Below are 15673 nucleotides of genomic sequence, written 5' to 3' on the forward strand. Positions count from 1 at the left end.
CTCTCGGTCCGCTCGACCGGAGGCGGCGAGGGTCACTTGTTTTCCAGAACCTCGATCGGGTTGGTGCGCTGCGTCGGGGCAGGCTCGCGGGTGAGGGTGCTGCCCTCCTTCCGGCCGCCGCTCCGTCCGCCGCCGACATCGGACCTGGCCGGCTGATCCATGCCCGGCTGCGTCGGCACCGCCCCGCTCGCCAGTTCGAGGCAGGTCAACAGTTCCACGTAAGACGGAAACCCGCCGGCCTGAAATTGCTGCGTGCACTGCGACTTGGCCGAGGCCGGAAACTGGCCCCAACGCTTCTTCAGATCGGTCTCGGCACTGCGCTCCGAGTTGAGGCAGGCATCCTTGCTCGCATTGTCGCTGAGCGTTTTCTGCACTCGCTCGGCGGATTTGCAGGTCGCCTCGACATCGAGCACCGGTGGCCCGTCCGCAGCCCGCACGGTCCCGGAGACGAGGCCGAGCGCAAGGGCGGCGAGAAGGATCGGCTTACAGTTCGTCATGGCGGTTCGCCTCCCGGCTCGGGGCTCGTCGTCGCGACAACGCACGAAAGCCGCAACCGCACGAACGCCCTCCACAAATTTCCAGAGGGCTTCCGTTCACCGGCCTCAGCCCGCCGCGCCGTGCGCGCCGGTCAGCGCAGCGTCGAGATCGCGAAACAGGTCGTCCGGATCTTCAATGCCGGTGGAAAGGCGCAGCAGGTCGGGCGGGCAGGGGGTGCCCGGTCCCTCCACCGAAGCGCGGTGCTCGATGAGGCTCTCCACACCGCCGAGAGAGGTGGCCCGCTTCCACAGCGCCACCCGCGCGGCGGTGTCGATTGCCGCTGCTTCGCCGCCGGCGACGCGGATCGAGAGCATGTAGCCGAAGCCGCCCTCCATCTGCCGCGCGGCGACGGCGTGGCCGGGATGATCGGGCAGGCCGGGATAGAGCACCGCGCTCACAAGCAGATGCGCCGACAGACGCTGCGCGAGGCGCATCGCCCCGGCGCTCTGAGCGGTGGCGCGCAGGGGCAGGGTGCGCAGACCCCGCATCAGCAGGTAGGCCTCGAACGGTCCGAGGATCGCGCCCCACCCCCCACGGATCGCGGTGAGGCGCTCCCAGAACGCATCCGCGCGCGCGCCGGCCAGAACCCCGGCGACGACATCGGAATGGCCATTCAGGATCTTGGTGGCCGAGTGCATCACGATGTCGGCTCCCAGCGTCAGCGGCCGGGTGTGGATCGGGCTCGCGGCTGTCGAATCGACGGCGACGCGGGCGCCGGCCGCGTGAGCGATCTCCGCGACGCGAGCGATGTCGGTGATCGTGCAGAGCGGGTTGCCCGGCGTCTCGATCCAGACGAGCCGGGTTTGGCCCGGCCGGATCGCGGCGCGCACGGCCTCCGGATCCTGCATTGGAACGAAATCGACCGCGAGATCGAGGCGCGGCGCCTCCTGCCGCAGCCAGCGGCGCAGGCCCCAGTACATCACCTCGGGCGCGATCACGTGGTCGCCCCGCTCCAGGGCACAGAATACGGCCGCCGCGGCCGCCATGCCGGAGCCGAACAGCAGCGCCCCCGCCTCAGCCTGTTCCAGCGCGGCGATGACCGCCTCCGCCTCCCGTGTCGTGGCGTTGTCGGGGCGGGCGTAGGCGAACCCGGAGCGATAGGCGTTGTCGGGATCGCGCAGGTAGGTGGTCGAGAGGTGGAGCGGCGGCACCACCGCCCGCGTCACCGGATCGATCCGGCCGAGCGCCTGGGCCGCCAGCGTGCGGGGGCTCCAGGCCTCCGGCGAGAGCCCGTGCGGTGCGGTTGCATCGGAATCGCCGTGAGGCGCGTTGGACCGGCTCATGGGTTCTCTCGCTCAGGATCGGCCAGAGCATCGTCTCGAAAGGTGGCCGCCGACTTTCGGAAGAGGACGATGCCTCCAGGGCGGGCTTGAGCGAATCCGCCGGAGCGGGCAAGGCGTGACGATGAGCGACGGAGCTTTGCGCAGCGCATGAGCGCCCTGGACATTCCCGAACGGCCGGCCCTGCCGCCGATCCCGCGTCTCGCCGCCGCGATCCTTCCGGTCGCCCTGGTGACGGCGGTGGGCACGCTGTCCACAGGCTCCAACATCGAGGAATGGTACACGACAATCCGCAAGCCGGCTTTCAACCCACCGAACTGGGTGTTTCCGCTGGCCTGGACCCTCCTATACACGCTGATCGCGATCTCGCTCTGGCGGCTGCTCGGCGCCCGCCCGGTACCCGGTCCGGCTCGTAAGGCGTGGTGGCTGGCACTGGCCGCCTTCACCGCCCAACTCGCGCTCAACGCTGCCTGGACGCCGGTCTTCTTCGCCGCCCACCAGCTCGGCCTCGCGCTGATCGTCGCGCTCGCCATGCTGATCATGATCCTATGGACGATCCGCCTGTCCTGGCGCTTCGACCGACCGGCCGCGTGGCTGCTCGTGCCCTACGCCGCCTGGGTGGCGTTCGCCTGTCTGCTCAACGGCACGATCTGGCAGATGAATTGATACGGTCGCCGCTTGATCAAAGCGGGGGCCGTATCGCTCAGCCCGCGCGGCCCTTGGTGAAGTCCGAATCCGCCGTCCCGAAGGGATCAACCGGTTTTGGGAGCGGCGTCACGCCGCCAGAGCCCGCGTCACCGTCGAGCGCAGATCGGCGAGCGAGAAGGGCTTGGTCAACACGTCGGTGACGATGGCGTCGAGGCCGCGGGCGCGCTCACGCTGGTCGGCGAAACCGGTCATCAGCAGGATCGTCAGGTCGGGATAGTCGCGCTTGGCCGCGAGCGAGAGCGCGATGCCGTCCATCAGCGGCATGCGGATGTCGGTCAGCATCAGGTCGAAGCCGCCGCCGGCCTCCGACAGACGGTCGAGGCCGTCACTGCCGTCGATGGCCGTGACGACGGTGTGACCGTCCAGCTCCAGCCCGCGCTTGAGGAAGCCGCGAACCGTATCCTCGTCATCCACGAGCAGGATGCGCGCCATGGTCGGGCGTCCTCTACCAGTCCTTACGATGTGGATCGCTGCGCCCGAGTGACGGCTCGGAAGCGTGGCCTGTCAAGCCGTCTGCGCCGACAGAGTTCCCTCCGCAGGCAATTTCGGGCAAGTGTCGCAGAATTATCAGGAATTTGCCGGACAGGCCCCCGGGTCAGGTGCCGCCGAACAAATCCGCGTCGCTGCTGTCGTAATCGACGAGGCCGACAAAGGGGAGCTGGCGGAATGCATGGGCCGCATCCATGCCGTAGCCGACCACGAACACATCCGGGCAAGTAAAGCCGACGAAATCGGCGTCGATCGTCACCGCACGCTTGCCGGGTTTTTCCAAGAGAACGGCGGTGAGGACACGCTTGGCCCCGCGCGCCATCAGCAGATCCTTGGCGAAAACGACGGTGCGGCCGGATTCGAGAATGTCGTCGATCAGCAGCACGTCCCGCCCGCGCACCTCGCTCTGGACGTCGCGCAGGATCTCCACCTGCCCGGAGGAGACGGTGGAGGTGCGGTAGCTCGACAGATGCACGAATTCGACCTGCGGCGAGAGCCCGGCCCGATGCAGCGCGCGCAACAGGTCCGCGGCGAACATGAAGCTGCCCTTGAGCACGGCGACGACGAGCAGATTCTCGGGCTTGGCCGCGACGATCTCGGCCGCCAACTCCTCGTTGCGCTTGGCGATCGCCGCCTCGTCGAACAGGACGCGGACGCGTTTCGATGCGGTGCTCATGCGGCTCTTGCTGTTGTCGCTGGCTTCTCGACGGCACGGGCCGCCCTCGGCCGTCCCGCTCCCCACCATATCATGCGCGGCCGCCTCCGCCAGCGTTGCAGACCGACCGGGCGGAGACAGTCGTTGATATCGGCGAGCAAGAGGCGGCAGCATCCGAAGACGTCAGGTCGGCTTCTTTATACGAGTCCGTCTGCCGTCGCAGTCGGGGACTCAAACATGCAATCGGCGGAGAAGATCAGCATCACCATGACGCTCGAGCAGCTTCGGGCGGTGCGCGAGAGCGTCGCGGCCGGCGAGTCCGCCTCGACCAGCGAAGTCCTGCGCGACGCCGTACGGCCCTGGCAGCGGCAGCGCTGGGAGGACGCCGAGCGCCTCAACGTCCTCCGTGCCCTCATCCGCCGTTCGCTGGATGATCCGCGGCCAGTGCTCAGCTTCGAGAACGCCGAGGCTGAACAGGGATCCGATCGGGCGTAGGTTGCGCGTCGCATTCAGCCCCGACGCGGTGGCCGGCCTGACCGACATCTTCCGTACGGTGCTGCGTCTGAGCCAGAATCTGCCGATCGCGCAAGGATTCGTGCACCGGATCAGAGAGCGGCGCGTCCGGATCGGCGACGCGCCCCATGGCGGTCCTCCTCGCGACGATCTCGAGCCCGGCCGACGCACGGTGCCATTCGAGCCTTCGGCCGTCATCGCCTAACGAGGCGAGCCCGACCGGATGCGGAGCGTCAACGTCTTCTACGGCGGCCGAGATTTCGAAGCGCTCGATCGGGGCGTTCGCCGGACGGCGACGATGAGGGTCGCAACCCGCGCCGATCAATTTTCGCCCGGTCCCGTGCCCTCGCCAATGGGCTTGTCCGCGAACCGCACCTCGATCTGACGTCCCTTCTCGGGCGGGGCGGAGAGGCTCGCCTTGAACCGCGCCCGCTCGCCGGGCTCCAGCGCGGAGCGCGGCCCCGTCACACTCCAGTGGTAGAGCGGATGTCCCGCGGCGTCGCGCACCTCGACCTCGATCAGCGGAACGGCGACGCGCTCCCGGCCGACGGAGACGAGGTCGCCCTCCACGATGAGCCGCGCGGGGTTGGCTCCCTCGGCCGGCACCTGGAAGGCGGCAACGTCGGTGAGATCGATGCCGCGCAGATTCACCGGCAGGCCGACGCGGGCGAACAGCCCGGCGGTCTGCGGCATCGCCCGCACGACGGTGGCACGGCCGAGGAGTGTCAGCGGCAGGGCGGCGGCCAGGACGAAGCAGGCGGCCAGCGCCGGTGAGAGCCGGCGAGCCTTGGCTTTCGGCTTGCCGCGCCGCCCCCCCTTCGCCGCCGCCGGACGCGGACGCCGCACGGGTTCCTCGAAGGGTGCCTCGGCGGCTGGCGCGGAGTCCGGCGGCGGAGGCGGAGCGGGCTCGTCCTCGGCCGCCATCTCGTCGAACATGGCGGCGACGACCTCGTCGGCCGAGATGAACCAGGTCTCACGGCAGGCCGCGCAGCGCACCGAACGCCCGCTGGTTCCGACGCGCTCGGCATCGATGCGATACTCGCTGGCGCAGGCCGGGCAGACGATCAACATGACGATGGGCCGCGTCGGTGTCAGGTCCCGGCAGCGGGTTGCCGCGCTCTCGAAAAGGACACAAACGTTGTCCCCGAGTGTGGTTAACCGGTCGTGAAGTTGAGTACGGCACAGGAGTCCTGTGTCGGGCACAGAGCGTGGAGTGAGCGGGCGTTGTCGGCTGGAGTGAAAACGGGCAGCCTCCTGTCCGGCGCGGAGGAGCCCGTCGTCCGGTTCGAGAGCGTCGGCATGCGCTACGGTCTCGGCCCGGAGGTGCTGTCGGATGTCAGCTTCGAGATCGCACCGCACTCGTTCCAATTCCTCACCGGACCCTCGGGGGCCGGCAAGACGACGCTGCTGCGCCTGATCCTGCTCTCGGTGCGCCCCACCCGCGGCCTCGTCTCGATCTTCGGCAGGGAAGTGAGCGGCATCTCGAACGATGCGCTCACAGGCCTGCGCCGCCGCATGGGCGTGGTGTTCCAGGATTTCCGCCTGCTCGATCACCTCACGACCTACGAGAACGTGGCGCTGCCCCTGCGCGTGCAGGAGCGGTCGGAGGCGAGCTACCGGGCGGAGGTCGTCGAACTGCTGCGCTGGGTCGGCCTGGGCGAGCGCATGCACGTCCTGCCGCCGCTGCTATCGGGCGGCGAGAAGCAGCGCGCGGCGATCGCGCGGGCGCTGATCGCGCGGCCGGAACTGCTGCTCGCCGACGAGCCCACGGGCAATGTCGATCCGAGCCTCGCCCGGCGCCTGCTGCGGCTGTTCATGGAGTTGAACCGACTCGGCACCTCGGTGGTGATCGCCACCCACGATTACGGACTGATGGATCTCGTCGAGGCGCGCCGCATGGTGCTGGCCGAGGGCCGCCTGCGGGTGGAGGGGCCATGAGCGACGTGCGCACCCCCTCGCGAAGTGATGCCGGCCCGGCTCGGGCGGCGTCTGCCCCGGAGCCGGTGCTTCCGGCCAACCTTCGCCGCAACGCCCCGCTGGTGCCCACCGATTCCGCGGCGAGCCGGGCGCTGGCGGCCGTCATCGCCATTCTCACCTTCCTCGCCGCGCTCTGCGCCGGTGCGGCGGAGATCGCCGTCTCCAGCGCCGGCCAGTGGCAGGGCAGCGTCGCGCAGGAAGTGACGGTGCAGGTCCGCCCGAGCGCCGGGCGCGACATCGAGGCTGATGTGCGGCAGGCGGAGAGCCTCGCGCGGGCCGCACCCGGCATCGCCGGCGCGCGCATCTTCACCAAGGCGGAATCGGAGCGATTGCTCGAACCCTGGCTCGGCAGCGGCCTCGACCTGTCGGACCTGCCGGTTCCGCGCCTGATCGCGCTGACGCTCGCGAACGACCGCGCGGCCGACCTGTCCGCCCTGCGCACCGCCCTCACCACTGCGCTGCCGGGTGTCGCGAGCCTCGACGACCATGCCCTATGGCTCCAGCGTCTCTCGACCATGGCCAACACCTTCGCCGGCATCGGCATCGGCATCGTCCTCCTGGTGCTGTTCGCCACCGGTCTCGCCGTGGTCTTCGCGACCCGCGGCGCCATGGCGGGCAACCGAGAGGTGGTGGAGGTGCTGCATTTCGTGGGCGCCGACGACGACTACATCGCCAAGGCGTTTCAAAGCCGCTTCTTCCGCCTCGGGCTGAGGGGAGGGGCGCTGGGGGCCGGCGCCGCGCTGCTGACCTGTGCTTTGGCCGGCCTCGTCGCCCGGATGTGGCGCTCAGGGCCGGCAGGCGAGGAGATCGCGGCGCTGTTCGGGACGTTCCAGATCGGCTGGCAGGGCTATGCGGTCATCGTGCTCATCGGCGTGATCGCCTCGCTCGTCACGGCGGCGGTGTCGCGGTTCACGGTGCGCCGCTTCCTCCGGTAGGATTCGGAGCGGGATCGACCTGTTAACCTTTCGACAACCATTCGGAACCGAGAGTCCTTTCACCGCCATCGTCATGAGTCCCTGTTTCGTCCGAGATGTTTCCGAGAGCGCCACGCCGACAGGCGAGCGGCCCCGGCCGGCTCCCGATCCGCTCCGCCTCCGATTCCGCTTGCGAGGCGTTCGGATGGCCCTGGGCGACGCTGTCGGACCAGGAAGTGCCACAGACCCCCGCTGTCCGGATGACTAGGGAGCGCGCGTCTTTCCGGCGCGGCATCCGCCTCCTTCGGATCGCCGCCGGCCTCGCGGTCCTCGGCATGCTGGCGCTGGTCGGCGGCTTTCTTGCTTTCGTCACGGTGGTCGAGCAGGCTGAACGGCCGAGCCTGGACGGCGTCGACGGCATCGTCGCCATGACCGGGGGTTCGCAGCGCGTCGGCGACGCCATCGACCTGCTCGCGGCCGGCCATGGACGGCGGTTGCTGATCTCCGGCGTCAATGAGCGCACGACCCGCGACGAGATCGTCCGGCTCAACCCGTCCCAGGAGCAGTGGATCACCTGCTGCGTCGATCTCGATTACCGGGCCCGCAACACCATCGGCAACGCCATCGAGACGAGGCGCTGGATGCGGCGCCACCGGTTCGAGACCGTCGCGGTCGTGACGTCGAGCTACCACATGCCCCGCACGCTCGTGGAATTGCGGCATGCCCTGCGCGACGGCGAGACGCTGATCCCCTATCCCGTCGTTGCCGACGGGCTCGATCTCGGGCGGTGGTGGGCGGATCCGTCGGTCACGCGCCTGCTCGGGGCCGAGTATCTCAAGTTTCTTGTCGCCTGGGCCCGCACCCAGGTGGAGTCGGACCCGGAGCAGTCGCGCTTCGCGGTGCTGATTGGCCGCCGCCCGCCGGTCAAGGTCGTCGCGGAGCGGCTCCTGCGCGAGACGAACTGATCGCGAGGCATTCGTCGGGCCCGCTCGATGCATCGGTCACACGGCCCGTAGAAGCGAGAGCATCCCCTCCAACACGGTCCTGACGCAGACCGGCTTCTCGAGCCGCCGCACGCCGGCATAACGCGCGGGCAACGCGGCTTCATCGTACCCGGTGACGATCAGCAGGGGCACGGCCTGGGCGATCAGTCGGTCGGCGACGGCGTAGGAGCGCTCCCCACGGAGATCGATGTTGAGGATCGCGCCATCCACGATCGCCGCCGATTCGACGAGCATCAGGGCGGCCCCGACGGTCGCGAACGGGCCGAGGACGATCGCCCCGGCGCTCCGCAAACCACTACGAAGCTCGTCGGCCCAGAAGTAATCGTCCTCGGCGATCAGGACGCTGCGGCCAAGGAGATCCCTGTCCGACACCATGGCACTCCCTGGGATCCGATGCCGCTCGGTGCGGGCATTCCTGCATGGGCGCGATTTTTCGGCAGGGCCAATCAATTGCCGGCGAGAGGGGTAGCTGGCTATCTCGTGCACACCATCGGTCCGCGCAGTCGGCGCGCAGAGTTCGCATGTGTGCGGGTCGGGGCAGGTCCCCTTCGAGTGCCGCACGAGACCCCTGACGCCGACTCTTCCTGCTCTGGCGAAAGCGGTTCGGCGAGAGGCTTGTGAGGGACGCTCAAGCATCGAGGATCTGGCCAAGGATCTGGCCAAGACGGGGCGGTTCATGCACAGGAGGCCGGTCGTCTCCTGTCCGCCTCGCCTTTGTCCCAACTGTCGCATGACTCTGGTCCGCCCGCCCGCACTCGAAGATTTCCGCCGCGTCGTCGTGAAGGTGGGCTCGGCTCTCCTCGTGGATCGTGCGCGCGGGCGCCTGCGCCACGCGTGGCTCGCCGCACTCGCCGAAGACATTGCCGATCTGCACGGTCGTGGCGTCGATGTGGTGGTCGTCTCCTCCGGTGCGATCGCCCTCGGGCGCACGGTCCTGGGGCTTCCGCCCGGAGCGCTGCGCCTGGAGGAGAGCCAGGCCTCGGCGGCGGTCGGGCAGATCGCGCTCGCCCGCTACTGGACCGAGGCGCTCGGCCACCACGACATCGTGGCGGGACAAGTGCTGGTGACGCCGAAGGACACCGAGGAGCGCCGCCGCTACCTCAACGCCCGCGCGACCGTGCAGAAACTGCTGGAAGTGCGGGCGGTGCCGGTCGTCAACGAGAACGACACGGTGGCCACCGCCGAGATCCGCTACGGCGACAACGACCGGCTGGCGGCGCGCGTCGCCACCATGATCGGCGCCGACGTGCTGGTGCTGTTCTCCGACATCGACGGCCTCTACACCGCACCGCCCCACAGCGATCCGCAGGCGCGCCACCTTCCGGTGGTCGAGCGGGTGACGCCGGAGATCGAGGCGATGGCCGGTGGCCCCGCCTCCGAACTATCCCGCGGCGGCATGCGCACCAAGGTCGAGGCCGCGAAGATCGCCGCGAGCGGTGGCACCCACATGGTCATCGCCGACGGCCGCGGAAAGAACCCGCTGCGCGTCGTCCGCGAAGGCGGGCGCTGCACATGGTTCCTGTCGGGCTCGACCCCTACCGCCGCGCGCAAGACCTGGATCGCCGGTTCACTGGAAGCCTCCGGGACCCTGGTCATCGATGCCGGCGCCGCCCGCGCGCTCGCGGGCGGGGCGAGCCTTCTCCCGGTGGGCGTCACCGCCATCGAGGGCAGCTTCGCTAAGGGTGACACCGTGCTGATCCGAGGGCCGGAGGGACGGATCCTGGGGCGAGGCCTCGTCGCCTACGACAGCGCGGATGCAGCCGCGATCATCGGTCGCTCCAGCCGCGAGATCGCCGCCGCGTCGGTTCAGGCCGGACGCACGGAGATGATCCACCGCGACGATCTCGCGATGATCGGAACCTGACGCGGCCTGTTCCCATCGATCAAGTTAACATCGACGCTTGTTCAACCCCAAGGCGATGTGCAAATGGGCGCGGGAGGGTGCATATGCACTCAAATGCCCCATCGCGCCGCCGGATCGGCGGCAGACAGGAAGCAGGAACGTGCCTGTCCTGAATCTCAAGTCCGGTTTCGCGGATTCCGACGACCTCGATACGCTGATGGCCGGCATCGGCAAGCGCGCGCGCGCCGCCGGCCGGGCGATGGCGCTCGCCCCGGCACAGACCAAGGATTTGGCGCTGCGGGCCATCGCCGAACAGATCCGGGCGAGCGCCCCGACGATCCTGCGCGAGAATGCGCGGGATGTCTCCGCCGCGCAGGCCGCCGGACAGACGAAGGCGATCATCGACCGGCTGACCCTGGACGAGGGCCGGGTCGCGGCCATCGCCGAGGCGGTGGAGAAGGTCGCGGGTCTGCCCGATCCGGTCGGGCGCCAGCTCGCCGCCTTCGAGCGGCCGAACGGCCTGCTGATCGAGCGCATCTCGGTGCCGCTCGGCGTCGTCGGCGTCATCTTCGAGAGCCGACCCAACGTGACGGCCGATGCCGGCGCACTCTGCCTCAAGGCCGGCAATGCCGCGATCCTGCGCGCGGGCTCGGATTCCCACCGCACCGCGACCGCCATCGCCGCGGCGATGAGCGAGGGCCTCGCCCGCGCGGGTCTGCCGGCGGACGCGATCCAGCTCGTGCCGACCCGCGATCGCGCCGCGGTCGGCCTGATGCTCACCGGTCTCGGCGGCTGCGTCGACGTAATCGTGCCCCGGGGCGGGCGCAGCCTCGTGGAGCGGGTCCAGGCCGAGGCCAAGGTGCCGGTCTTCGCCCATCTCGACGGCATCTGCCACGTCTACGTGGCCGAGGGCGCCGATCTCGGCATGGCCCGCACCATCCTGCTCAACAGCAAGATGCGCCGCACCGGTATCTGTGGCGCCGCCGAGACGCTGCTGGTCGATGCGGGGGTGGCCAAGACCCATCTCAAGCCGCTGGTCGAGGCTTTGCTCGAAGCCGGCTGCGCCGTGCGCGGCGACGCGGAGACGCAACAGGTCGATCCGCGAGTGACCCCCGCCGACGAGGCGGATTGGCGGACCGAGTATCTCGACGCGATCATCTCGGCTAAGGTGGTCGATGGGCTCGACGCCGCGATTGCCCATATCGAGGCCAACGGCTCGCACCACACCGACGCGATCATCACCGACGACACCGAGGCCGCCGCGCGCTTCCTCAACGAGGTCGATTCGGCGATCGTGACCCACAACGCCTCAACGCAGTTCGCCGATGGCGGCGAGTTCGGCTTCGGCGCCGAGATCGGCATCGCCACGGGCCGGATGCACGCCCGCGGACCGGTCGGCGTCGAGCAGCTCACCACCTTCAAGTACCGAGTCCACGGCAGCGGCCAGACACGGCCGTGACGGGCTGACGGCGGCTCCCCTGCGCGAACTCGCACTTCCGCCGGCCGCGCCCGGCCTGCGGATCGGCCTCTACGGCGGCTCGTTCAACCCGGCGCATGCAGGGCACCTGCATGTCAGCCGCACCGCCCTGCGGCGGCTGCGGCTCGACCGGGTCTGGTGGCTCGTCACGCCCGGAAATCCGCTGAAGGATCACGGCCTGCTCGCGCCGCTGGAGGAGCGCGTGGCGCAGGCACGGGCGCTCGCCGCCGTTCCGCGCATCGCCGTCACCGGCTTCGAGGCGGGGATCGGCAGCCGCTACACCGCCGACACCCTGCGCTGGCTCGTCCGACGCCGGCCAGCCGTCCATTTCGTGTGGATCATGGGGGCGGATTCGCTCGGCTCGCTCCATCGCTGGCGCCGCTTCGAGGAGATCCTGGCGCTGATGCCTGTCGCGGTGATCGACCGGCCGGGTCACACCCTGAAGGCTCCGGCGGCGCGGGCGGCACGGGCCTTCGCGGCGGCGCGAATTCCGGAGAGCGAAGCGGTGACGCTCGCCGGACGCCGGCCGCCGGCTTGGACCTTCCTGCACGGTCCGCGCTCCGAACTGTCCTCGACTGCGTTGCGGACGGGTGCGTAGGGCGTTACGCCCGCTTGAAAAGCCGGCCGAAAGCCGCCAATTTCAGCGCGTGGCGGCGTCGCCACAAACCGATTGCCGGGAAACGAAACCCTGTCCGCACACCTTCAGCCGGGAGCCGCCGGCTCCGACACCGAGTCCGCCTCCTCCGACGCCCTGAAGGCCCTGGCCCTCGGATGCCTCGACGAGATGAAGGCCGAGGAAACCGTCGAGATCGACCTCGCGGGCAAGACGTCGCTCGCCGACACGATGATCATCGCATCCGGCCGCTCCCAGCGCCATGTCGGCTCGATCGCCGACAAGATCATCCAGGAGATGAAGGCGAAGGGGTTCGGCAATGCCCGTGTCGAAGGCATGCCGGCCTGCGACTGGGTGCTGATCGATGCGGGGGACATCCTCGTCCACATCTTCCGGCCCGAGGTGCGCGGCTTCTACAACCTCGAGAAGATCTGGGGCGCCGACCGTCCGTCGGGCGCCCTTCTCGCAGGCTGAAGCTCACGGCATCGCGGCGACCGCGTCGCGTGCCTCGGTCTGATCGGTGAACTCCGCCTCCTGGCGTAGCAGGCGGCCTGCCCAAGCGTGGCGGATTTCCAGCACGAAGCGGAAGCTGCGGCTGCCGGTCTCGCTGTGGCTGACGGTGAGGATGCCCGGCGTGAGCCAGGACGGCAGCATCAGGCGGAAGCCCGGCAGGTCGACGAAGTAGCGCTCGCTGCGGAAGACGAGCGCCCGATCCTCCACCAGAACCCTCAGGCTCATGCCGAGCCCGGCACTGACCCGCTCTTCCAGCCCGGTCGGCCCCCGAAAGCGCTTGGCCGAGTGGATCGCCTGCGGAAAGCCGGAGCCGCGGGCGTAGAGCCGCGTCCAGATCTGGCCGGAGCCGGCGCCGTCCCCAGTGACGGCGACCACGCTCGGAACGTCGGCGATGCGGGTGGTCGGCAGCGGCGCGCCGACGAGGCGCAAGCACTGCGCCAATAGCCAGCCGAGAGCGGTCAAATCGGTCGCGACCACCCGCCCGGCATAGACCGCACTTTCGCCGGCACCGAGCCGCTTGGTGAAGCGCCGCCGCACGGCCGGCGGCAATTGCGCCCAATCAGCCTCCGGGACGAGGGCGCGGAAGCGCAGGTCGAACAGCTCGGCCGGTCGACCCGGAGCGCTGACCGGAACGGCCATCTCGGCGGCGTTGCGCATCGAAGAGCCTCCTCAAACATCCTCGCCGAGGGCGAATTCGTCGGCGGGTCAGGGCTCGGACTTCACCGGCAGGTAGCGGACGATCCGCCCGCCGAGCCGGATCAGCTTGGCCAGGGTGTTGTGGGGCACGCTCAGCATCTGCGCGTACCAGCCGTCGAGGGTCTGGGTGAAATCGAGCATCGCCTTGAGACGCCGGGAGGCCACGGCCCCGACCCGCGGATCCCCCTCGGCCTCGGCCACGCATTCGCGCAGGGCCTTGAGCGCGGGGTCGATCTCCCGTTCCTTGCGGCCGGCGGCGATGCGGGTGACCATCTCCCACAAGTCGGTCTCGGCGACGAAGAAGTCGCGCCGCTCGCCCATCACCGGCACTCGCCGGATCAGGTTCCAGGCCGCGAGCTCCTTCAGCGAATTCGAGACGTTCGATCGGGCGATGCCGAGCGTGCCGGCAATGTCCTCCGCGGCGAGCGGCCTGTCGGACAGGTAGAGCAGGGCATGGATCTGCGCGACCGAGCGGTTCACGCCCCACTGTCCGCCGAGATCGCCCCAGTGCAGAATGAAACGCTCCACCGCCGGTGCGAGCTTTTGCGCCTGGTCTGAAATTTCTGTCATGACAGAAATTTCAGACCAAACGAGATGGATGTCAAGCCGTCCCGTCCGTGAAAGCTCGGATGCTGAATCCGCAAATCCGGATCGCCTCGTCTGGGCGAAAGAAAGTGCGCGACCCTTCAGGGGGACACTGCGAGCGTTGGATTGAAGGCAGTCGGAGACACAGACCCCGCCACCGCATGAGGTGTAATACCGTCTGCCTGTTCCACGTAAAGGTGAAGCGAATGCGGACGCTCGCATCACCATGGGAACCACAGCCATCGCGCATTTTAAATTGACAGGCGGATGGACCATCAGACGACGTTACGTTCGATTAAATCCATCTGTCCTACAGCGATCATCGCATCTTGGCCTCAAAGAGGCCACGTGAGGGTTGGGGGCGGCACGTGTCGGACAACTTGCGAGAGGCGCTCCGGCAAAAAGCATTGGCCGAGATCGCCCTCCTCGACACGCCGCCTGAGCGCGAGTTCGATGTGCTGGCCAAGCTCGCACAACGCGTGCTCGGCACCGGCATGTCCTCGATCACCCTGATCGCGCCTGAACGGCAGTGGTTCAAGGCACGCTGCGGCCCACTGGCACCGCAGACGACGCGAGCTCAGGCGTTCTGCCCTGTCGTCGTCGAGACGGAGGCGCCGCTTACCGTGGCGGACGCCCGCCTCGACCCTCGCTTCGCCGAAAGCCCGTTCGTCACGGGCGCACCGAACATCCGCTACTACGCGGGCGTCCCGGTTCGCATCCAGCAGCCCGACGGGGATCGTGTGGCGATCGGCACGCTCTGCGTCCTCGACGAGCAGCCACGTCAGCCGACGCCGAACGATTTGGCGGTTCTCGAGGAGTTGGCCTGCGTCGCCGAAGCCCTGATCGAGGCCAGGGCTCTTGCCCTTCGCGCCGCCAAGGTCGCCGAGGAGCACCGTCTGGCCGTCGAGCGACTCGAGCGTGAACGTCGCCAGTTCAAGCAGGCCGAGCGCATGGCCGATATGGGCTCGTACCGGTACGACATCGAGAAGAAGTCCACGGCCTGGTCGGACGGCGTTTTCGCCATCCACGAGCGGCCCGTCAGCGGCGGCGTGCCAGGCGAGGGGCTCACAAACCATTTCCCCGAGCCCGACCGCACCGCGTTCGTCGCCGCCGTGAGGCGCACGATGGACACTGGCGAACCGTTCGAGATGGACGCCGACTTCGTGACCGCCAAAGGTAGTGCGCGGCGTGTGCGGTGCTCCTGCGAGATCGAGCTATCCAAGGGCAAGCCGGTCGCCCTCATCGGTCTGATCCAGGACATCACCGAACGGCACGGCTTGGAGCAGCGCCTCCGCCACCAAGCTCGCACCGACGATCTGACCCAATTGGCCAACCGAGCCGAATTTCACCGCGTTCTCGATGCGCGGCTGCGAGAGGCGCGCGCCGCCAACGACGACGTGGCCGTGCTTCTAATCGACCTCGACGGCTTCAAGGGCGTCAACGACGTCCTTGGGCATGCTGCGGGCGACACCGTGTTGCGCCATGTCGCCGAGCGGTTGCGCGGCGCCTGCGACGACGGGTGTCTTCCGGCGCGGCTAGGGGGCGACGAGTTCGCGGTTGTGATGTCCGCCGATCTCGATCGTGTGGGCGTCGACCGGAAGGTGCGGCGCCTCCTGCACGACCTTGAGATCGTTGCGGGCGAGCAGGGGCACATCGCCCGTGTGACGGGAACGATTGGCATCGCGTGGTCGAGCGCGGCCGCGCAGGACCGTGACGTGCTCCTTCGTCAGGCCGATGCTGCGCTCTACGCCGCCAAGCGCAGCCGGAAGGGAACGGCGCAAACCTTCCCCGTCGGTACGGACCACCGCCAGGCCGGCTGAGCGTGCCCGCGCCATGACGAGGCCGTGACGAGCAAGCGAGGTCACCCCG

19 protein-coding genes are annotated in these 15673 nt (G+C 69.0%); 11 read left to right on the forward strand and 8 right to left on the reverse strand.

Translation table 11 applies throughout. The features are described 5' to 3' along the window. Nucleotides 1-32: 32 nt before the first annotated feature. Nucleotides 33-497 carry a hypothetical protein gene (locus LPC10_RS14225; RefSeq protein ID WP_231342645.1) on the reverse strand — a complete coding sequence of 155 codons (465 nt, stop codon included), beginning with the start codon at nucleotides 495-497 and terminating at the stop codon, nucleotides 33-35. Nucleotides 498-602: 105 nt separating this feature from the next. After that, on the reverse strand, nucleotides 603-1820 hold the full coding sequence (locus tag LPC10_RS14230; protein WP_231342647.1) for a PLP-dependent aspartate aminotransferase family protein: 1218 nt from the start codon (nucleotides 1818-1820) through the stop codon (nucleotides 603-605). 147 nt (nucleotides 1821-1967) lie between these two features. Here LPC10_RS14230 and LPC10_RS14235 point away from each other — a divergent pair, with 147 nt between their 5' ends. Continuing rightward, complete coding sequence (locus LPC10_RS14235; protein WP_231342648.1) at nucleotides 1968-2483, forward strand: TspO/MBR family protein; 516 nt, start codon at nucleotides 1968-1970, stop codon at nucleotides 2481-2483. Between the two features lie 108 nt (nucleotides 2484-2591). On the opposite strand, the gene LPC10_RS14240 is transcribed toward LPC10_RS14235, so the two are convergent. After that, nucleotides 2592-2957, reverse strand: coding sequence for a response regulator (locus tag LPC10_RS14240; protein ID WP_003600588.1), 366 nt, complete (start codon nucleotides 2955-2957; stop codon nucleotides 2592-2594). 163 nt (nucleotides 2958-3120) lie between these two features. Continuing rightward, complete coding sequence (hpt, locus tag LPC10_RS14245; RefSeq protein ID WP_096485828.1) at nucleotides 3121-3690, reverse strand: hypoxanthine phosphoribosyltransferase; 570 nt, start codon at nucleotides 3688-3690, stop codon at nucleotides 3121-3123. A 216-nt stretch (nucleotides 3691-3906) separates the two neighbouring features. Between hpt and LPC10_RS14250 the strand changes: the two genes are divergently transcribed. Further along, nucleotides 3907-4164 carry a type II toxin-antitoxin system ParD family antitoxin gene (locus LPC10_RS14250; RefSeq protein ID WP_231342649.1) on the forward strand — a complete coding sequence of 86 codons (258 nt, stop codon included), beginning with the start codon at nucleotides 3907-3909 and terminating at the stop codon, nucleotides 4162-4164. Between the two features lies 1 nt (nucleotide 4165). Next, on the forward strand, nucleotides 4166-4387 hold the full coding sequence (locus tag LPC10_RS25695) for a type II toxin-antitoxin system RelE/ParE family toxin (RefSeq protein ID WP_370644492.1): 222 nt from the start codon (nucleotides 4166-4168) through the stop codon (nucleotides 4385-4387). A 116-nt stretch (nucleotides 4388-4503) separates the two neighbouring features. Here the strand turns inward: LPC10_RS25695 and LPC10_RS14260 are convergent, their stop codons facing one another. Then, nucleotides 4504-5253 (reverse strand): zinc-ribbon domain-containing protein, encoded by a 750-nt coding sequence (locus LPC10_RS14260; RefSeq protein ID WP_231342652.1) that lies wholly within the window; start codon nucleotides 5251-5253, stop codon nucleotides 4504-4506. A gap of 165 nt (nucleotides 5254-5418) precedes the next feature. Here LPC10_RS14260 and ftsE point away from each other — a divergent pair, with 165 nt between their 5' ends. The 3 genes from ftsE to LPC10_RS14275 all read left to right on the forward strand — a co-directional run bounded on the left by ftsE (nucleotide 5419) and on the right by LPC10_RS14275 (nucleotide 8038). Continuing rightward, on the forward strand, nucleotides 5419-6120 hold the full coding sequence (gene ftsE, locus LPC10_RS14265) for a cell division ATP-binding protein FtsE (protein WP_231342653.1): 702 nt from the start codon (nucleotides 5419-5421) through the stop codon (nucleotides 6118-6120). Beyond that, a complete protein-coding gene (locus LPC10_RS14270; protein WP_231342657.1) occupies nucleotides 6117-7094 on the forward strand; it encodes an ABC transporter permease in 978 nt (325 codons plus the stop codon). Before ftsE ends, LPC10_RS14270 begins: the two co-directional genes overlap by 4 nt. Before the next feature lie 239 nt (nucleotides 7095-7333). Beyond that, nucleotides 7334-8038: a YdcF family protein gene (locus tag LPC10_RS14275; RefSeq protein WP_231342660.1), complete on the forward strand. Its 705-nt coding sequence runs from the start codon at nucleotides 7334-7336 to the stop codon at nucleotides 8036-8038. Nucleotides 8039-8074: 36 nt separating this feature from the next. On the opposite strand, the gene LPC10_RS14280 is transcribed toward LPC10_RS14275, so the two are convergent. Next, on the reverse strand, nucleotides 8075-8452 hold the full coding sequence (locus LPC10_RS14280) for a response regulator (protein WP_231342663.1): 378 nt from the start codon (nucleotides 8450-8452) through the stop codon (nucleotides 8075-8077). A gap of 355 nt (nucleotides 8453-8807) precedes the next feature. Here LPC10_RS14280 and proB point away from each other — a divergent pair, with 355 nt between their 5' ends. The 4 genes from proB (at nucleotide 8808) to rsfS (ending at nucleotide 12484) form a co-directional block, all read left to right on the forward strand. Next, nucleotides 8808-9941 carry a glutamate 5-kinase gene (proB, locus tag LPC10_RS14285; protein ID WP_231342679.1) on the forward strand — a complete coding sequence of 378 codons (1134 nt, stop codon included), beginning with the start codon at nucleotides 8808-8810 and terminating at the stop codon, nucleotides 9939-9941. A gap of 139 nt (nucleotides 9942-10080) precedes the next feature. After that, the gene (locus tag LPC10_RS14290) at nucleotides 10081-11379 is read left to right on the forward strand and encodes a glutamate-5-semialdehyde dehydrogenase (RefSeq protein WP_231342696.1); all 1299 of its coding nucleotides are present in this window, start codon (nucleotides 10081-10083) and stop codon (nucleotides 11377-11379) included. A gap of 55 nt (nucleotides 11380-11434) precedes the next feature. Then, nucleotides 11435-11995, forward strand: coding sequence for a nicotinate-nucleotide adenylyltransferase (locus LPC10_RS14295; RefSeq protein WP_231347050.1), 561 nt, complete (start codon nucleotides 11435-11437; stop codon nucleotides 11993-11995). Nucleotides 11996-12181: 186 nt separating this feature from the next. Beyond that, nucleotides 12182-12484 (forward strand): ribosome silencing factor, encoded by a 303-nt coding sequence (gene rsfS / locus LPC10_RS14300; protein WP_003600601.1) that lies wholly within the window; start codon nucleotides 12182-12184, stop codon nucleotides 12482-12484. 3 nt (nucleotides 12485-12487) lie between these two features. Here rsfS and LPC10_RS14305 read toward each other — a convergent pair whose 3' ends face one another. Both LPC10_RS14305 and LPC10_RS14310 read right to left on the reverse strand, forming a co-directional pair. After that, nucleotides 12488-13180, reverse strand: coding sequence for a DUF4166 domain-containing protein (locus LPC10_RS14305; RefSeq protein ID WP_231342700.1), 693 nt, complete (start codon nucleotides 13178-13180; stop codon nucleotides 12488-12490). A gap of 48 nt (nucleotides 13181-13228) precedes the next feature. Then, complete coding sequence (locus tag LPC10_RS14310; RefSeq protein WP_231342701.1) at nucleotides 13229-13789, reverse strand: GbsR/MarR family transcriptional regulator; 561 nt, start codon at nucleotides 13787-13789, stop codon at nucleotides 13229-13231. A gap of 383 nt (nucleotides 13790-14172) precedes the next feature. On the opposite strand from LPC10_RS14310, the gene LPC10_RS14315 reads away from it, so the two are divergent. Next, nucleotides 14173-15624: a diguanylate cyclase domain-containing protein gene (locus LPC10_RS14315; protein WP_231342705.1), complete on the forward strand. Its 1452-nt coding sequence runs from the start codon at nucleotides 14173-14175 to the stop codon at nucleotides 15622-15624. Nucleotides 15625-15673: the final 49 nt, after the last annotated feature.

The organism is Methylorubrum sp. B1-46 (assembly GCF_021117295.1).
GTDB lineage: Bacteria > Pseudomonadota > Alphaproteobacteria > Rhizobiales > Beijerinckiaceae > Methylobacterium.

Excerpts from the sequence above, each read along its gene's own strand:
- rsfS (WP_003600601.1), top strand. The coding sequence starts at position 12,182 with ATGAAGGCCGAGGAAACCGTCGAGATCGACCTCGCGGGCAAGACGTCG.
- LPC10_RS14270 (WP_231342657.1), top strand. The coding sequence starts at position 6,117 with ATGAGCGACGTGCGCACCCCCTCGCGAAGTGATGCCGGCCCGGCTCGG.
- LPC10_RS14240 (WP_003600588.1), bottom strand. The coding sequence starts at position 2,957 with ATGGCGCGCATCCTGCTCGTGGATGACGAGGATACGGTTCGCGGCTTC.
- LPC10_RS14250 (WP_231342649.1), top strand. The coding sequence starts at position 3,907 with ATGCAATCGGCGGAGAAGATCAGCATCACCATGACGCTCGAGCAGCTT.
- LPC10_RS14260 (WP_231342652.1), bottom strand. The coding sequence starts at position 5,253 with ATGTTGATCGTCTGCCCGGCCTGCGCCAGCGAGTATCGCATCGATGCC.
- LPC10_RS14305 (WP_231342700.1), bottom strand. The coding sequence starts at position 13,180 with ATGCGCAACGCCGCCGAGATGGCCGTTCCGGTCAGCGCTCCGGGTCGA.
- LPC10_RS14230 (WP_231342647.1), bottom strand. The coding sequence starts at position 1,820 with ATGAGCCGGTCCAACGCGCCTCACGGCGATTCCGATGCAACCGCACCG.
- LPC10_RS14225 (WP_231342645.1), bottom strand. The coding sequence starts at position 497 with ATGACGAACTGTAAGCCGATCCTTCTCGCCGCCCTTGCGCTCGGCCTC.
- LPC10_RS14280 (WP_231342663.1), bottom strand. The coding sequence starts at position 8,452 with ATGGTGTCGGACAGGGATCTCCTTGGCCGCAGCGTCCTGATCGCCGAG.
- proB (WP_231342679.1), top strand. The coding sequence starts at position 8,808 with ATGACTCTGGTCCGCCCGCCCGCACTCGAAGATTTCCGCCGCGTCGTC.
- LPC10_RS14310 (WP_231342701.1), bottom strand. The coding sequence starts at position 13,789 with ATGACAGAAATTTCAGACCAGGCGCAAAAGCTCGCACCGGCGGTGGAG.
- LPC10_RS14235 (WP_231342648.1), top strand. The coding sequence starts at position 1,968 with ATGAGCGCCCTGGACATTCCCGAACGGCCGGCCCTGCCGCCGATCCCG.
- hpt (WP_096485828.1), bottom strand. The coding sequence starts at position 3,690 with ATGAGCACCGCATCGAAACGCGTCCGCGTCCTGTTCGACGAGGCGGCG.
- LPC10_RS14275 (WP_231342660.1), top strand. The coding sequence starts at position 7,334 with ATGACTAGGGAGCGCGCGTCTTTCCGGCGCGGCATCCGCCTCCTTCGG.